This is a genomic window from Methylobacterium sp. 1030 (assembly GCF_040544715.1).
Taxonomy (GTDB): domain Bacteria; phylum Pseudomonadota; class Alphaproteobacteria; order Rhizobiales; family Beijerinckiaceae; genus Methylobacterium.
On record NZ_JBEPKM010000015.1, the window covers coordinates 168,323 to 185,130 of the forward strand.

Below are 16,808 nucleotides of genomic sequence, written 5' to 3' on the forward strand. Positions count from 1 at the left end.
GGACAGCCAGACGCCGTCGATCATGAACGGCGCGAACGCCGCTTCGACGCCCCCGAGCCGTCGGGCACCGCCCGCGCGTCCCGGGCGCGGCGGATCCGGGCTAAGCTTCGGGAAACTTTGCTGAAGCAACCGTAAAGGCGACTGTTTCGAACCTGTATCGGCCCGTCATCGCCCGTTCAGGCAGGCGCTGGCATACCCGTTTCGTACGAGGGGTTTGACGCGGATCCGGCACGCATGCCGGCCGCGCGGACCTCCTCGGTGAAGGCGTGAGACCCGGGTCACACGGGCCGCGCCAGGGGTGGCGGAGCGGTACGATGGTTCGTCTGTACGGGCGGGTCCTGGGATTTCTGAAGGCGGAGCGGCGGCTGGCGATAGGCCTAGCCGTCACCAACGTGGTCCTGGCGATCGCGGCCTTCGCCGAGCCCCTGCTGATGGGCCGGATCATCGACCAGCTGACCCATCTCAAGCGCGGCGGCGACGCCATGGGCACGATGCTGCCCCTGCTCGCCGCCTGGGTGGCGTTCGGCTTCTTCACCATCGCGGCGGGCGTGTTCATCGCGCTCCACGCCGACCGGCTGGCGCACCGCAACCGCCTGTCGTCGATGGCGAGCTACTTCGAGCACGTCCTCGACCTGCCGCTCGCCTTCCACTCGGCCAACCATTCCGGCCGCGTCCTGAAGGCGATGCTGGAGGGCACGAACGGCATGGCGTGGCTGTGGCTCGGCTTCTTCCGCGATCACCTCGTCGCCCTGGTCTCGCTCGGCGTGCTCCTGCCGATGACCCTGTTCATCAACTGGCAGCTCGGCGCGATCCTGGTGGTGCTGGTGCTGGCCTTCACGGCGCTCACCACCTTCGTGATGCGCCGGACCGAGGCGCTCCAGGGCCAGGTTGAGGAATTCAACTCGGGGCTGGCCGCCCACGCCTCGGACGCCCTCGGCAACGTCGCGGTGATCCAGTCCTTCACCCGCGCCAAGGCCGAGAAGGAGGCGATGCGCGGCATCATCACCAACCTGCTCGCCGCGCAAATCCCGGTCCTGTCCTGGTGGGCGCTCGCCAACGTGGCGACCCGCGCCTCCGCGACCATCACCATGACGGCGATCTTCGTCACCGGCATCTGGCTCTACCAGGCTGGCACCACCACGGTGGGCGAGGTCGTGGCCTTCATGAGCCTCGCCACCGCCTTCGTGGCCCGGCTCGACCACGTGGTCGGCTTCGTCAACGGCCTGTTCCAGCAGGCGCCGAAGATCGCCGAGTTCTTCGAGATCTACGACACCGTCCCGGCGGTGGCCGACCGGCCGCACGCCCGGCAGGTCGCCCGCTTCGAGGGCGCGGTCACCTTCGAGGACGTCGCCTTCTCGTACGACGGAAGGCGCCAGGCGCTCGACGGGGTCTCGTTCACCGCCAAGCCCGGCGAGACGATCGCGCTGGTCGGGACCACCGGCTCGGGCAAGTCGACGACGCTCGGCCTCCTGCACCGCAGCTTCGACCCGGCCTCCGGCGCGATCCGGATCGACGGGATGGACATCCGCGACGTCGGCCTCGCCTCGCTGCGCCACAACATCGGCGTGGTGTTTCAGGAGCCGATGCTGTTCGCCCGCTCGATCCGCGAGAACCTGCAGGTCGGCTGCCCCGACGCCACCGACGCCGAGATGCTCGACGCGCTGGAACGCGCCCAGGCCAGCGCCTTCATGGCGCGCCAGGCCGACGGGCTCGACACGGTGATCGGCGAGCGCGGCCGGTCGCTCTCGGGCGGCGAGCGCCAGCGGCTCTCGATCGCCCGGGCGCTCCTGAAGAACCCGCCGATCCTGATCCTCGACGAGGCGACCTCGGCGCTGGACGCCGCCACCGAGCGCAAGCTCCAGGGCGCCCTGGAGACCGTGATGGAGGGGCGGACCACCTTCGTGATCGCCCACCGCCTCGCGACGATCCGCGACGCCGACCGGATCCTGGTGTTCCACGAGGGCCGGATCGTCGAGGCCGGCACCTTCGACGACCTGGTCGCGCAGGACGGCAGGTTCGCCGAGCTCGCCCGGGCGCAGTTCATGGCGGCCCAGGCGGAGGAAGACGAGGGGCTGGCGCTGGCGGCGTGAGGCGCCGCCGGGCGCACCGCGTCGTCGGGTCCGGGCGCGAACCCCTCTCCCGCGCGGGAGACGGTGGGGTGCGACCGGGACGCTCCGGGATCAGGCGCCCGGTCCCGGGGCGCCCGTCCCGGACCTGCGGCCCTCCATCTCGGCCCGGCGCGCCAGCATCTTCGCCTGCAGGCGGGCGCGGCGGGCGGCGATCACCGTGCCGTTGATCTCGCCGCCGAACAGGAACATGGCGGCGAGCCAGTAGAGGAAGACCAGGAACACCATCGCGGTGGCCAGCCCCCCGTAGGTCGACGCGTAGGCGTTGGAGAATCGGTCGAGGTAGTAGCCGAAGCCGAGGCCGGCGAAGAACCACAGGAGCAGCGTCACCCCGATCCCCGGCAGCACCGACAGGATCGAGCGCCGCCCGGCCGCGACGAACTTGTGGGCGATGACCAGCACGACGGCGAGCAGCAGGGCCGTGACGCCGATCCGCCCGATCGCCACCGTGAGGCTCAGGGGCTCCAGGCCCGGCGCCACCAAGACGACGTTGCGCCAGATCAGCGGCCCCAGCACCACGAGCAGCGCGAAGGCCAGCATCGCGAAGGCGCCGCAGATCACGTAGCCGATCGATTCGAGGCGGGTCAGCCACCAGGGCCGGCTCTCGCGCAGGCCGTAGGCCCGGTTCAACCCGACCCGCAGGCTCTCGACGCCCGAGGAGGAGAAGTACAGGGCGAACAGCGCGCCGAGCGTCAGCACGCCGCTGCGCTGCTCGGTGAGCACCCGGTGCACCTCGCCGACGATCGGCTTGGCGATCTCCCGCGGCCACGCGTCGAAGATCAGCACCCCGGCCTCGTCGGCCAGCGACTGGGTGCCGAACAGGCCGGCGAGCGCCGCCAGCAGGATCAGGAACGGGAACAGCGAGGTCAGGCTCGAGAGGGCGATGTGACTCGCGATCGCCCAGCCGTCATGGGAGACGAAGCGCTGCGCGGCGACGCCCATGACCTGCAATCCGCTGCGGAGGGGTTTCACGGGTGTCCAACGATCCTCGATCGCGCGATCCTCGGGGCGGCCCTCTCCGGGAGAGGTCCGCCGATGAACGGCGCCGGCACCCGCGCGTCAACGCCGCCGGCGCGCTCCGGTCCCGATCGGCGGCCGGTGACGCGTCCGCGCCACGCCGCCGGCCGGTCGGGACCGCGCCCCGCCCGGGCGGCGAGATCACCGTTGCGCCGGGCGCGCCGGCATGCTCCGTCCGGCGGCCATGCCTACGCTCTCCCGCCCGTCGACGCTCGCGTCCGGCGCTCTCCCGGCGCTGTTCATCCCGATCTGGGCCACGGGCTTCATCTCGGCCCGGGCGGTCGTGCCGCACGTCGATCCGCTGGCCTTCACCGCAATCCGTTTCACGGCCGTCGCCCTGGTGCTGGCCCTGATCGCCGCGGCCGCCCGGGTGCGCTGGCCGGCGGACCGGGCGGGGTGGCGCGACCCGGTCGTCGCGGGCTTCCTGATGCAGGGCGTCTACCTGTCGGGCGTCTTCTGGGCGGTGAGCCACGGGCTGCCGGCCGGCATCGCGGCGCTCGTCGGCAGCCTCCAGCCGCTGCTCACCGCGCTCCTGGCGCAGCCGCTGCTGGGCGAGCGCGTCAGCGGCCGGCGGGCGCTCGGGATCCTCATGGGCTTCGTCGGCACCGGCCTCGTGCTCGCCCCGAAGCTCGGCGCCACGGACCCGTCGGGGATCCCGCCGGCGGCGCTGGCCGTCAGCCTCCTGGGGGTGCTGGCGCTGACCCTCGGCACGCTCTGGCAGAAGCGCACCGGCGGCCAGGTCGATCTCCTGGCCGGCGCGACCCTCCAGTTCGTCGGCGGCATGGCCTGCGCCATCCCGCTGGCGCTCGCCTTCGGCGGCGGCGCGTTCGATCCGGCGCCCGCCCTGTGGCTCGGCCTCGGTTGGGCGGTCCTGGTCAACTCGGTCGCCGGGATCCTGCTGCTGCTGGTGCTGATCCGGCGGGGCGCGGTGGCGGGCGTCGCCGCCCTGTTCTTCCTCGTGCCGCCGGTCGCGGCCGTCCTCGGCTACCTGCTGTTCGGCGAGGTGCTGACCCCCGTGCAGGGCGCCGGCATGGCGCTTGCCGCCCTCGGCGTGGCGGTGGCGAGCCGCGGCTGAGATGGCCGCGGGCGGTCGCCGCCGAGGCCGCGACCCCTGCGACGGAAGGCGCGGAAACCCTTCGCGCCCTCGCGGTTTGGTGCGCGCGGGCCGGATCGGCCCGGGCCGGCAGCGCGCGAGGCGAGGATGAACCAGGACAAGCCCCGCGAGATCCGCCTCGCCCTCGACGCGATCCCCCTCGGCGGCAAGGCCGAGGGCAAGGGCGAGGGGGCCGCGGGCGACGACGCGGTGCTGTTCGTGCGCGACGCCGACGGGGTGCGCGCCTTCCAAGCGAAGTGCCCGCATCTCGGCGCGCCGCTGGCCAAGGGCGAGATCTGCGGCGGCCGGCTCTACTGCCCTTGGCACAAGGCGGCCTTCGCGGTCGCCGACGGCGGCGTGGAGGAGCCGCCGGCGCTGGAGGCGCTGACTCGCTATCCCGTCCGGATCGAGGGCGGCGAGGCGGTGGCGACGCTGACGCCCGAGCCGGCCCCGAGGCGAGAGGCCGAGACCCCGGTCGGGACGGTCCTGATCGTCGGCACCGGTGCGGCCGCCGCCGCCTGCGTCACCACGCTCCGGCGCGAGGGCTTCGCGGGGGCGATCACCCTGGTCGGCCGCGAGGGCCACCCGCCCTACGACCGGACCAAGCTGTCCAAGCAGTTCCTGGCCAAGCCCACCCCGGCGGAGAAGACCCTGCTGGAGCCGGACTTCGCCGCCGCCCACCGGGTCGAGCGGGTCGAGGCCGAGGCGACGCGGATCGACCCGGCCGGCCGCAGCGTCGCGCTGGCGGACGGGCGGGTCCTGTCCGCCGACGCGCTGCTGATCGCCACCGGCAGCCGCGCGGTGGTGCCGGACTTCGAGGGAAGGGATCTCGACGGCGTCATGACCCTGCGCAGCCTCGACGACGCGGTGCGCCTCAGCGCCGCGGCGGAACGGGCGACGCGCGTGGTGGTGATCGGCGCGGGCTTCATCGGCCTGGAGGCCGCGGCCTTCCTGACCAAGCGCGGCCTGTCGGTGACGGTCCTGTCCCGGGAGGAGGTCCCCTTCGCCAAGCGCTTCGGCGAGGCCGTGGGCGCGGCGCTGAAGCGCTACCACGCCGGCAACGGCGTGACCTTCGTGACCGGCACGGTCGCGCGGATCGCCGGCACCGGCTCCGTCGAGGCCGTCGAGACCGAGGACGGCGCGCGGCTTCCGGCCGACCTCGTGCTGATCGGCGCCGGCGCCGCGCCGGAGACCGGGATCGTCGCCGGGGTGGAGCCGGACGAGTCCGGCGGCCTCCCGGTCGGCGCCGACCTGAAGCTCGCCGACAACGTCTGGGTCGCGGGCGACATCGCGGCCTTCCCGGAGCGCGGCAGCGGCGTCACGGCGCGGATCGAGCACTGGCGGCTGGCGCAGCAGCACGGCACGCACGTCGCCCGGGCGATGCTCGGCGCCACCGGCGCCTTCGCGGGGGCGCCGTTCTTCTGGAGCAACCAGGGCGACAAGCGCCTGGATTACGGCGGCTACGCGCCGGATTTCGAGCGGATCATCCTGCAGGGCGACCCGGCGGCGCTCGACTTCATCGCCTACTACGTCCGCGACAACCGCGCGGTGGCCGCCTGCAGCATCGGCCGCAACCCCGCCTTCACGGCGTTCCTCCACCTGCTGGGCGAGGGCCGCGTGCCCGCCCCCGACCGGATCGAGGCCGGTGCGGATCTCGCCGCGTTGGTGTGACGGCGCGACATCGGCGCCATGTCGAGGCGGCCGGACCGAGGGAACAAGGTCGGGCGGTCCATCTTTCGGTAGACGCCGCCCGCCGTCTCGTGAGCCGGGCCCGCACGGGAGGCCCCATGAACCAGATCATCGTCGTCGCCCTCATCTGCGCCGCCTCCGTCCAGGCCCCGGACTGCTCGCGCGAGACCGCTATCGACGTGGTGACGGGCCCGGCCCACACGCTCCAGGAATGCCTCGTCCAGGGTCCGGTCCTGGCGGCCAATGCCGGCTTCAAGGGCGAGGACGGGTCCTACCTGAAGACCCGGTGCGAGCAGAGGCGCTGAGCCGGGGCCGTCCGGCGAGCAGGTTTCGGTAGGCTGAAGGCACGATCATCAGTGTCCGGAGCGTCGCGCGTCGCCGCGCCGGTCAGGCCTTGACTTCGCAGGGCTGCGCGCCGGCCCTCCGGCACCGGTATTCAACTTCAGTTCAAGGCGAGACAAACGAAATCTGCTTCGGCTCCGGACCGCGGCAGGTTAAAAGACCCGATCCAAGAAGACGCCACGCGAGCAGAGAACCATGTCCGCATCCCCCGCCATCCAGACCGAGCCGCAGGATCTCGTGGCCCTCACCAAGGCCGCCGGTGAGAGCGCGAAGGCGCTGGCCGCCGAGGCTACGCGCCGGGTCCGCACGCGGATCCTCGGGACGGACGGGCGGATCGACGCGGCCAAGCTCGAGGGCCAGCAGCACGCCGCCCACGGGCTCGCGTGGCTCGCGACCTACGCGGAGGCGGTGAACGAGCTCGGCGGCTACGCCGAGCGCCTGCAAGGGGAGGGCCGGTTCGGCGAGACCGAGGCGCTCCTCGTCCGGATCGGCGCCGGCGAGTATCTCGACCAGCTGTTCTCCGGCATCCCGATGAGCCAGGGCGAGATGGTCCGCGTCACCGGGTCGCTCGGCCTCTCCGCCAAGGAGGTGGCCCCGTACCGCACGGACGCGGTCGAGACCCTGATCGCCGAGGGCAACACCCCCGAGAACCGCGCCGCCCTGGTGGCGCTGATGCGCGACGGCGGCGGCTCGGCGACCGTCGGCGCCTCGGGCCTCGACGAGGACATGGAGGCGATCCGCTCCGAGATGCGCCGCTTCGGCAAGGCCGAGGTGGTCGATCAGGCGCACGAGTGGCACCTGAAGAACGCCTACATCCCGATGGAGATCGTGCAGAAGATGGCCGAACTCGGCGTCTTCGGCTTGACGATCCCCGAGGAGTACGGCGGCATGGGCCTGCCGAAGACCGCCATGTGCGTGGTCTCCGAGGAGCTGTCCCGCGCCTATATCGGCGTCGGCTCGCTGGGCACCCGCTCGGAGATCGCCGCGGAGCTGATCCTGTGCGGCGGCACCGAGGAGCAGAAGCAGCGCTTCCTGCCGAAGATCGCCTCGGGCGACATCCTTCCGACCGCCGTCTTCACCGAGCCGAACACCGGCTCCGACCTCGCGAGCCTGCGCACCCGCGCGGTGAAGGAGGGCGACGTCTGGAAGATCACCGGCAACAAGACCTGGATCACCCACCCGGTCCGCGCCGACATCATGACGGTGCTGGTGCGCACCAAGCCCGAGGAGAAGGGCCACAAGGGCCTCTCCATGCTGATCGCCGAGAAGCCGCGCGGCACGGATGAGGATCCCTTCCCGGTCCAGGGCCTGTCGGGCGGCGAGATCGAGGTGCTCGGCTACCGCGGCATGAAAGAGTACGAGCTCGCCTTCGAGGGCTTCGAGGTGCCGGGCGGCAACCTGCTCGGCGAGGTCGAGGGCAAGGGCTTCGCCCAGCTGATGCAGACCTTCGAGTCGGCCCGCATCCAGACCGCGGCCCGCGCCATCGGCGTCGCCCAGTCGGCCCTCGACGTCGGCCTGCGCTACGCCGAGGAGCGAGTCCAGTTCGGTAAGGCGCTGGTGAACTTCCCGCGGGTGGCCGACAAGCTCGCCATGATGGCGGTGGAGATCAACATCGCCCGCCAGCTCACCTACTTCTCGGCCCGCGAGAAAGACGAGGGCAAGCGCTGCGACCTGGAGGCCGGGATGGCGAAGCTGCTCGGCGCCCGCGTCGCCTGGGCGGCGGCCGACAACGCCCTCCAGATCCACGGCGGCAACGGCTTCGCGCTCGAGTACCCGGTGAGCCGGATCCTGTGCGACGCGCGCATCCTCTCGATCTTCGAGGGCGCTGCGGAGATCCAGGCGCAGGTGATCGCCCGCCGGCTGCTCGAGTCTGCCTGAAATCCCGTCTAGAGCTGGGGAATAGTACGTATCATGGGATTATAAGTCGGCATATGAACCCGGCTTAAACGAAGTCCCTGCTTCCTGGCGCCCGGTGAACAACTGGGGCGGCTCGGTGAGCGCGCAGCACGACGACGGACAGACGGGCAAGAACCTCCTCCGGCACTGGCAGGATTGCCGGACGCCGGGGGCGCCGATCCCGTCCTACGAGGCCGTCGTGCTCGGGAGTCTTGGCCGCCTCGCCGACCGGGCCGCCCTGGTGACGACCCGCGACGGGCGGGCCGCCCGGATCCTCTGGGCGGGCCAGGTCTTCGGCGCCTGGCTCGCGCAGGGTGCCGAAGGCGCGGAGGGCGCGTTGTCCGGGATCGTCCCGGCCGAGATCATCCCGACGGAGACCCTCCCAGTCGACGCGCTCCCGATCGAGCTGCGCGAGCCCGTCGACGAGATGGTCGCGGCCGCCCTCACGTCCGGCCAGCCCGCCTTCGCCCGGTGCGATCGCCTCGCCGTCGGGGTGGTGACATCGACCCGCCTCGTCGGCGTGCCCCTGGGCAACCGCTGGGGCGAGCCGTTCGTGCTGGTCGGGTTCGACGGGGCGAGCGTCCGGACCGAGCTGGTCCAGGCGATGTTCACCGCCACCGACCAGGGCATCCTGGCCCTCAGCACGGTCCGGGACGCGGCCGGCCGGCCGGTCGATTTCAAGATCGTCGCCCTCAACCGCGGGGCCGAGCGCCTGCTGGAACGCCCCGCCGCCGCCCTGCAGTGGCAGCGCGTGGGCCAGCTCTTCCCGGGGGCCGTCACCGCGCGGACGATCGCGACGCTCGCCGCCATGGTCGAGCGGGGCGGGCGCGCGGCCTTCGAGCTGAGCCGTCCCCGCTCCGACGGCGGCACGCTCTACCTCAAGGTCGAGGCGGGCTGCGTCGGCGATCTCGTCTCGGTCACGATGACGGATGTCGGCGACATCAAGGCCCGAGAGGCCTCGTTCCGGCTCCTGTTCGAGAACAACCCGGTGCCGATGTGGGTCGTGGCCGACGCGCGCGACCGGTTCCTGGCGGTCAACGACGCGGCCATCGCCCATTACGGCTACAGCCGCGAGCAGTTCCTGGAGCGGGCGCCGGCCGATCTCGCCATGGCCGCCGACGCGGCGCCGGCACCCGGCCTGCCGCCCACCGGCACCCTCCACCGCCGCGCCGACGGCTCCGCGATCGAGGTGTCCCTGTTCCAGCGGGCGATGCCGTTCGAGGGGCGGCAGGCCGTGCTCGAGGCCGCCATCGACATGACCGAGCGGCGCCGGGCCGAGGCCCGCATCGCCCACATGGCCCATCACGACGCGCTCACCGGGCTGCCGAACCGCGTGCTGTTCCGGGACCGCCTCGCCGAGGCGATCGCCCGCCACGCCCGGGACGGCGAGGCGGCGGTGCTGCTCTGCCTCGACCTCGACAAGTTCAAGATCGTGAACGACACGCTGGGCCACCCGGTCGGCGACAAGCTGCTGCGCGAGGCGGCCGAGCGGATCGCCGGATGCCTGCGCGAGGACGACCTCGTGGCCCGGCTCGGCGGCGACGAGTTCGCCATCCTGGTGCGCGGGCCGGACCTCCCGGCGCTGGCGGACGGGCTGATCGCGCGGGTGATCGCCGAACTCGGCCGCCCCTTCCGGCTGGACGGCCAGGATTGCCACATCGGCACCAGCATCGGCGTCGCCTGCCTGCCCCGGGACGGCACTGATCCCGAGACGCTGATGAAGAACGCCGACCTCGCCCTCTACCGGGCGAAGGCCGAGGGCGGCGGCACCTTCCGGTGCTTCGAGCCGGAGATGGATGCCTGGGTGCAGGCGCGGCGGCGGCGCGAGAACGAGCTGCGCGAGGCTTTCGCCCGCGGCCAGTTCTCGCTGGTCTACCAGCCGCTGATGGATGCCCGCGCCGGTCGGATCCTCGCCTTCGAGGCGCTGCTGCGCTGGCACCACCCGGAGCACGGCCCGGTCTCTCCGGCCGAGTTCGTGCCGCTCGCCGAGGAGACCGGCCTGATCGTGCCGATCGGCGCCTGGGTGATGCAGACTGCCTTCGCCGAGGCGGCGACCTGGCCGGAGGCGATCCGGCTCGCCGTGAACCTCTCCCCGATCCAGTTCCGCAACCGCGACTTGGTCGAGACCGTGCGCGGGGCGCTCGCCGCCGCGGGGCTCGACCCGCGGCGCCTCGAGCTGGAGATCACCGAATCGGTCCTGCTCGCCGACAGCGCCGCCAACCTCGCGACGCTGCACGCGCTGCGGGCCATGGGCATCCGGATCGCGATGGACGATTTCGGCACCGGCTATTCCAGCCTCGGCTACCTGCGCAGCTTCCCGTTCGACAAGATCAAGCTCGACCGCTCCTTCGTGAGCCAGGTCGGCGAGAACACCCACTGCACGGCGATCGTGCGCGCGGTGGCGAGCCTGGGCACCAGCCTCGGCATCGCCACCACCGCCGAGGGCGTCGAGACCGCCGAGCAGCTCGCGATGCTCCGCGCCGAGGGCTACGACGAGGTTCAGGGCTTCCTGTTCAGCCGCGCGGTCCCGGGTCCCGAGGCCCGCCGCCTGATCGAGCGCGCGCGGGAGGCGGTCCCGGACGACCGGGCGGCCTGATCCGCCCGGCCCGCGCGGGACCTACTTGGTGACCTTCACCGAGACCGGGTCGCTCGACGGGAAGGTCTCCTCCAGGGCGTCGTCCAGGCGCTCGTTCAGCTTCTCCTGCTTGTTGTCGGGGTTCTTGGCGTCGCCCGGCTTGGCGCTGCCCTGCTGGAAGCCCGGCTTGGTCTCGTTCGGCTTGTGGGTCTCGGCCATGTCGCTCGCTCGTCCGTGACGGAGGCACGCAAGGGTGCCGGTGGGCATCAACGCGAGGGAGGGCGGGTGTTTCCGATCTTTCGGGCCTGATCGGTGCGCCCCGTCATCGCGCGCGCAGCGGAGCGACGCAGAACCGCGCCGCGTGCCGAGGCGACCCGCTGCCCTGGATTGCTCCGCCGCGCTCGCGAGGACGTGCGCACCGGAATCGTCCTCAGGCGGTCGCCAGCGGCCGCCCGAGCGGGCCGCGGGCCGCGGCCTCGCGCAGGACCGTCCCGTAGACGGCCTCGAGACGGTCGAGATGGGTGTCCAGGGTCAGGGGCGCGGCCCAGTAGCGCTCGTGCGCGGCCCGGCCCATCCGGGCGGCGAGGCCGTCGTCGGTCAGGCGGCGCAGGTGCGCGGCGAGGTCGTCCGGGTCGCCCGAGCGGAACCAGAATCCGGTCTCGCCGTCGGCCACGGCCTCGCGGCCCGCGCAGGCGTCGCTCACGATCACCGGCGCGCCGCAGGCCAGCGCCTCGTAGACGGTGAGCGGCTGGCCCTCGTACCAGACGCTCGGGAAGACCAGCGCCCGGGCCCGCCGCATCAGCGCCTGCACGGCCGCGGCGTCGCGCCAGCCGAGCATCACCGCCTCGGGATAGCGCGCGGCGAGGTCGGCCCGTTCGGGGCCGTCGCCCACGAAGGCCGCCCGCACGCCCGCCCGGCGGGCCGCCTCGGCGAAGATCGGCGCGCCCTTCTCGGTGGAGATCCGCCCGACGAACAGGAAGTCGCCCGGCGGCCCGTCGTGGACCGGCGCCGGCGCCACCGCGATGGGGTTGTCGACCCGGTGGAAGGCGGTGCCGCGGGGCAGGAGCGGCCGCACGACGCTCTCCTGCAGGTCGCTGATCGTGATGACGTGGGCGAACAGCTCCGGCAGCCGGGCCACGTGGGCGAGGCCGGCGTGGCGGACCATCCGGGCCACCTTGCGCGGGTAGCTGCGCGCGTCGCAGTTCGCCACGATGCAGGCGGGCGACATCGGGGTGCGGTGGCAGATCCGCTGCGCCGGGTAGGCGTAGAAGCCGCCGGTCGGGCAGACGAGGAAGAACTCGTGCATCGTGTAGAGGCAGGGCAGCCCCGAGGCCCGGAGCGCGGTGCCGATCGACGGCGACAGCGCCTTGGCGAAGGCGTGGACGTGGACCAGCGTGTCGCGGGGATCGCAGGCGGCGAGTTCCGCCGCCAGGGCGCGGCAGGCCGGCCCGTTCCAGATCGCCTGGACCGCGAAGGCGAGCTTGCTGCGCGCCGTGGTGACGTCGTCCTGGTCCAGGCAGACCACCCGGACGCCGGCCGGCTCGAGCCGCGGGTCCACCGGGCCGACCGCGGCGAACAGGCTGACGCGGATCCCCCGGGCGGCGAGCCCCAGGGCGGATTCGATGGCCACCTTGGCCTGGCCGCCGTTGATCGCGGCGTGGTCTGCGACGAGGACGACGTGCACGTCAGGACTTCCGCCGCTGCGATCCGGGACCGACAGCTGTATCCGGCCGCGGTTGATCGCCCGTAAACCGGTCTGCCCCATCCTCCCGGCGCGCGAGAGCGATCGATCCCCGGGAGGGTTCACCGTGCACGTCGTGATCCTGGCCGAGTTCGCGGCCGCCAGCGGCGGCGCCGAGAAGGTCGCGCTCGAATCGGCCCGCGGGCTCGCCGAGGCCGGCCTCGGCGTCACCTACATCCAGGCGATCCCGGGCCCCGTCGACCCGCTCCTCGACCATGCCGGCATCCGCCGGATCGACCTCGGCCTGCCCGACATCTGGTCGCTCGGTGCCGCGCGGGCCGCCGCCGCCGGGATCTGGCACGCGGCCGCCGCACGCCGGCTCGCCGACGCCCTCGCCGGCCTCGCCGCGCCGCCGGACTGCATCCACCTGCACCAGTGGACCCGGACCCTGTCGCCGGCGATCGTCCCGGTCCTGTCGGAGACCGGGGTGCCGCTGGTCGTCACGCTGCACGACTACGCCCTGGCCTGCCCGAACGGCGTCTACTACCGCTTCGACCGGGCCGAGCCCTGCGGGCTCGCGCCCCTGTCGGCCGCCTGCCTGGCGGCGCCCTGCGACCCGCGCAGCCGGGTGCACAAGGCCGTGCGAGTCGCCCGCGCCGCGGCGCTGCGTCAGGTCGTCGGCCGGGCCAGCCGACGCCGCCCGCTCCACGTCGTCCATGTCTGCGATGCCAGCCGCCAGCGGCTCGGCGCCCTCCTGGGCGGCTACGCCCTAGCGCATCACAGGATCGACAATCCCGTCCGGCTCCCGGACGGGCCGGCGGCCGAGCCCGCCCGCGGCGACGCGATCGCCTATGTGGGGCGCCTCACCCGCGAGAAGGGCGCCGACCTCGTGGCCGACGCCGCCCGCGCCGCGGGGCTCCCGGCCCTGTTCATCGGCGCCGGGCCCCTGGAGGCGGAGCTGCGCGCCCGGGACGGCGTCGAGGTGATCGGCTGGCAGCGGCCCGAGGCGGTCTGGGCGACGCTCCGGGCCCGCGCCCGGGCGCTCGCCGCGCCCTCCCGCTGGTACGAGACCGGGCCGCTCACGGTCTACGAGGCGCTGGCGGCCGGCATTCCGGTCGTGGCTTCCGACCGCTCCGGCGCCGCTGAGAAGGTCCGGCACGGCCGGACCGGCTTCGTGGTCGCGCCGGAGATCGCGCCCCTCGCCGAGGCGTTCGCGGCGCTCCGGGACGACGCCCTGGCGGCCGCCCTCGGGGCCGAGGCGCGCCGCCTCTTCCGGGTGGCCCCGATGGGTCTGGCGGCTCACACAGCGGCGCTCCGCGCGCTCTACGCCGGCCTGGCCGAATCGGCGGCCGGTGCGATGCAGCATCCACCCGCGCTCGCCCTGGAGCAACGATCCTGAATCCTCCGGTGTGCTTGGTATACCAGAAGAATTCACGATCCGTTCGCGCCCCTCTGGACAGGGAGATAGTTTTTTGCCAATCGGGTTTCCGCGGGGATCAGCAATCTTAGCCGACTGAGTCAATGGTGTAGCTTGCTCGCAACCTGCTATCTGGCCCTGGCACCGGGTCGATGACTTCGTGACATCATCGGATCGGAACTTTATCGGGCCTCCGGATCCGTGAGTGCGCCCCGAACCTGCACTTGACTTCTTGTTGCAGTGCAACATATAGAGGGGCGTCAACGCGGACGCATGCGGCGTCCCGCTCCAAGGATGATGCTGGAGACATCGATGCAGACCCCGAACTTCGAGATCCCGACCGAGATGCGCGACTTCGCCGACAAGAGCGTCGATCAGGCCCGGACCGCCGTCGGCACCATGATGGCGAACGCCGTGAAGGCCGCCGAGCAGGTCCAGGCCTCGGGCCAGACCTTCCAGTCGACCCTCAGCGCCGCGGTCGCGAAGGGGTTCGATCACGCGCAGGCCAACGCCAACGCGACCTTCGACTTCGCCCAGAAGCTGGTGCGCACGAAGGATCTCCGCGAGGCGTTCGAGCTCCAGTCCGAGTTCGTCCGCAGCCAGTTCGCCGCGCTCCAGGCCCAGGCCAAGGATTACGGCACCCTGGCGCAGAACGCCGCCGCCCGCTGAGGCCGGCCGCCCCGGTCCGCGATCGGGGCACGAAGACCGGGATCCGGCAGGGCCGTCCAGGCCCGCCGGATCCCCCGCTCTGACGCCCGGGCGTCACGGGCCCGGCGCCGACACCGCCGGCGAGCCGGCCGCGCACGACCTCCGGCCGCCGCTCCGTCGAGACGGGCCGACGCCGACAGGAGGAGATCGCGCGATGGGAAAGCCGCGTCGACCGAGGAGCCGTCCCGCCGGGACGCCCCAGCCGTTGCAGGACGCGTCGGCCCCCCCCGAGATCCAGGCCGCAGCCGCCCCGATCGCGGCGGATGAACCCGATCAAGCGCCCGCTCCGGCGCCTGACCAATCGCCTGACCACTTCGCCGAGGCCGTCCGGACCGGCGCCGAGACCGCGCCCGACGGCGCGGTGGACGTCCCGTCCGACCCGGTGGCCACAGCCGCCGCGACGACGTCCGAAGCCGAGTTCGAAGCCCGGTCCGAAGCCGAGTCCGGAACCGGGGCGGTGATCGACATCGCCCCCCGGCCGGTGCCGGGCGCGGGTCCGGGACTCGTCGCGGCCGCGAACCGAATCAGCTTCACCCCCGACCGCCTCGACGTCGTCGAGATCGGCTCGATCATCGCCCGCTACGTGCGCGGCGAGGGCGAGGCGGCCGTCGCGCATCTGCGGGCGCTCTCGGGTGCCCGCTCGCCGGCCGACGTCATCCGCCTGCAGGTCGGCGAGGTCCAGCGGGCCGCCGACGCGTCCCTGACCTGCTGGGTCACGGTGGTCGGGCAGGCGAGCCGGGTCGTCGCGTACCGCTGAGGCGCGGCGCCCGGGCGGCCGGGACTTGTCGCATCCCGGCCACAAGGCCGGCCCGATCGAACCCGCGGCGGCAACGACCCGTTAACCAAGCCGGTCCCATGCCTTAACGGAGGGCACGGGAGACGACACCGGACCGATGCCGAACTGCGCGCGCCTGATCCGTTCCGCATGGCTCCGCCTCGCCGTCGCGCTCCTGCCGGCGCTGACGGGGATGCCGGCTGCCGCGCAGAACGGCGAGAAGCCGGCCGTCGCCATCGGGGCCGACGTCGCGAGCCAGGCCGGCACCACGCGCCTCACCCTGACTCTGTCCCGGGCCGTCGAGGCCCGCGGCTTCGTGATGGAGCGGCCCGACCGGGCGGTGATCGACCTGCCCGAGGTCAACTTCCAGCTCGATTCCGGGACCGGCAGCCGCCGCGACGGCCTCGTGCAGAGCTTCCGCTACGGCCTGTTCGCGCCCGGGCGGTCCCGCATCGTGATCGACCTCACCGCGCCCGCCATCGTCGGGAAGATCGAGACCGCGACGCGGCCGCGTGACGGCGCGGTGCTGCTCACGATCCCGCTGCAGCGCGCCGACCGCGACGCGTTCCGCAAGGCCGCCGCCACCGCCGATCCCGCCCCCGCCCAGGCCCGCGCCGCGGCGCCGGAGCCCGCCGACCAGCGGCCGCTGATCATGGTCGATGCCGGCCACGGCGGCACCGATCCCGGCGCCATCGCGGTGGGCGGCGTGTTCGAGAAGGACATCGTGTTCGGCTTCGCCCAGGCCCTCGTGGCGAGGCTGGAGGCGGGCGGCCGCTACCGGGTCCGGATGACCCGCGACCGCGACGTGTTCGTGCCGCTGGCCGAGCGGGTGCGCCTCGCCCGCGACGCCAGGGCCGACCTGTTCGTGTCGATCCATGCGGACTCGATCTCGGCGGCGCCCCAGGTGAGCGGCGCCACGATCTACACCAATTCCGAGAAGGCCACGGACGCCGAATCCGCCAAGCTCGCCGAGCGCGAGAACCGGGCGGATTCCGCCGCGGGCGTCGACGCCGCCGAGGCGCCGCCGGACATCGCCGACATCCTGCAGGAGCTGACCCTGCGCGAGACGCGGGGCTTCTCGTCGGGCTTCGCCCGCACGCTGATGGGCCAGCTCGCCCCCGTGATGAAGATGAGCGCCAAGCCCCACCGCGAGGCGCGCTTCGTGGTGCTGCGCTCCCCCGACGTGCCGAGCGTGCTCGTGGAACTCGGCTATCTCTCCAGCAAGCGCGACCTGGAGATGCTGCAATCGCCGGAGTGGCGGGCCGACGTCACCGGCTCCATGGCCAAGGCGATCGACCAGTTCTTCACCAACCGCGCCACGCTCGGCCGGCCGGCCCCGACGCGCCGCGCGGCCGCCGCCGCCCCAGTTTCACCATAGATAGAGTGTCGATACGGGACGTCCGACGCCCCGTCGCATGGCCGCCGAAACCGGCATTCCGAGGGGGTCTCACGGGACCGTCCGGGGGCCGGCCGCGCAGCGCGCGGGGTG

General features: G+C 73.0%; 13 protein-coding genes. 10 read left to right on the forward strand and 3 right to left on the reverse strand.

Annotated features, from left to right (window positions below; translation table 11 throughout):
• Positions 1-314 precede the first annotated feature (314 nt).
• Entirely contained in the window at positions 315-2,090 is a 1,776-nt protein-coding gene (locus ABIC30_RS22045) for a glucan ABC transporter ATP-binding protein/ permease (RefSeq protein WP_020094000.1), read from the forward strand.
• A gap of 90 nt (positions 2,091-2,180) precedes the next feature.
• On the opposite strand, the gene ABIC30_RS22050 is transcribed toward ABIC30_RS22045, so the two are convergent.
• Positions 2,181-3,068, reverse strand: coding sequence for a YihY/virulence factor BrkB family protein (locus tag ABIC30_RS22050; RefSeq protein ID WP_020093999.1), 888 nt, complete (start codon positions 3,066-3,068; stop codon positions 2,181-2,183).
• A 241-nt stretch (positions 3,069-3,309) separates the two neighbouring features.
• On the opposite strand from ABIC30_RS22050, the gene ABIC30_RS22055 reads away from it, so the two are divergent.
• The 5 genes from ABIC30_RS22055 (at position 3,310) to ABIC30_RS22075 (ending at position 10,759) form a co-directional block, all read left to right on the forward strand.
• A complete protein-coding gene (locus ABIC30_RS22055) occupies positions 3,310-4,218 on the forward strand; it encodes a DMT family transporter (RefSeq protein WP_100252508.1) in 909 nt (302 codons plus the stop codon).
• A 126-nt stretch (positions 4,219-4,344) separates the two neighbouring features.
• Positions 4,345-5,907 carry an FAD-dependent oxidoreductase gene (locus tag ABIC30_RS22060; RefSeq protein ID WP_354456089.1) on the forward strand — a complete coding sequence of 521 codons (1,563 nt, stop codon included), beginning with the start codon at positions 4,345-4,347 and terminating at the stop codon, positions 5,905-5,907.
• Positions 5,908-6,023: 116 nt separating this feature from the next.
• Positions 6,024-6,230 carry a hypothetical protein gene (locus tag ABIC30_RS22065; RefSeq protein ID WP_012321270.1) on the forward strand — a complete coding sequence of 69 codons (207 nt, stop codon included), beginning with the start codon at positions 6,024-6,026 and terminating at the stop codon, positions 6,228-6,230.
• A gap of 232 nt (positions 6,231-6,462) precedes the next feature.
• Positions 6,463-8,145, forward strand: coding sequence for an acyl-CoA dehydrogenase family protein (locus ABIC30_RS22070; RefSeq protein ID WP_100252510.1), 1,683 nt, complete (start codon positions 6,463-6,465; stop codon positions 8,143-8,145).
• Positions 8,146-8,239: 94 nt separating this feature from the next.
• The gene (locus tag ABIC30_RS22075) at positions 8,240-10,759 is read left to right on the forward strand and encodes a putative bifunctional diguanylate cyclase/phosphodiesterase (protein WP_234081622.1); all 2,520 of its coding nucleotides are present in this window, start codon (positions 8,240-8,242) and stop codon (positions 10,757-10,759) included.
• Between the two features lie 21 nt (positions 10,760-10,780).
• Here ABIC30_RS22075 and ABIC30_RS22080 read toward each other — a convergent pair whose 3' ends face one another.
• Both ABIC30_RS22080 and ABIC30_RS22085 read right to left on the reverse strand, forming a co-directional pair.
• Positions 10,781-10,957, reverse strand: a complete 177-nt coding sequence (locus ABIC30_RS22080; protein WP_165923182.1) for a hypothetical protein — start codon at positions 10,955-10,957, stop codon at positions 10,781-10,783.
• A 211-nt stretch (positions 10,958-11,168) separates the two neighbouring features.
• Positions 11,169-12,422, reverse strand: a complete 1,254-nt coding sequence (locus ABIC30_RS22085; RefSeq protein WP_234081623.1) for a glycosyltransferase family 4 protein — start codon at positions 12,420-12,422, stop codon at positions 11,169-11,171.
• Positions 12,423-12,546: 124 nt separating this feature from the next.
• Here ABIC30_RS22085 and ABIC30_RS22090 point away from each other — a divergent pair, with 124 nt between their 5' ends.
• The 4 genes from ABIC30_RS22090 (at position 12,547) to ABIC30_RS22105 (ending at position 16,697) form a co-directional block, all read left to right on the forward strand.
• On the forward strand, positions 12,547-13,818 hold the full coding sequence (locus tag ABIC30_RS22090; protein ID WP_103985564.1) for a glycosyltransferase: 1,272 nt from the start codon (positions 12,547-12,549) through the stop codon (positions 13,816-13,818).
• 330 nt (positions 13,819-14,148) lie between these two features.
• Positions 14,149-14,505 carry a phasin gene (locus tag ABIC30_RS22095; protein ID WP_026605054.1) on the forward strand — a complete coding sequence of 119 codons (357 nt, stop codon included), beginning with the start codon at positions 14,149-14,151 and terminating at the stop codon, positions 14,503-14,505.
• A 244-nt stretch (positions 14,506-14,749) separates the two neighbouring features.
• Entirely contained in the window at positions 14,750-15,301 is a 552-nt protein-coding gene (locus ABIC30_RS22100) for a hypothetical protein (protein ID WP_020093990.1), read from the forward strand.
• Between the two features lie 136 nt (positions 15,302-15,437).
• Entirely contained in the window at positions 15,438-16,697 is a 1,260-nt protein-coding gene (locus tag ABIC30_RS22105) for an N-acetylmuramoyl-L-alanine amidase (RefSeq protein WP_020093989.1), read from the forward strand.
• Positions 16,698-16,808 lie beyond the last annotated feature (111 nt).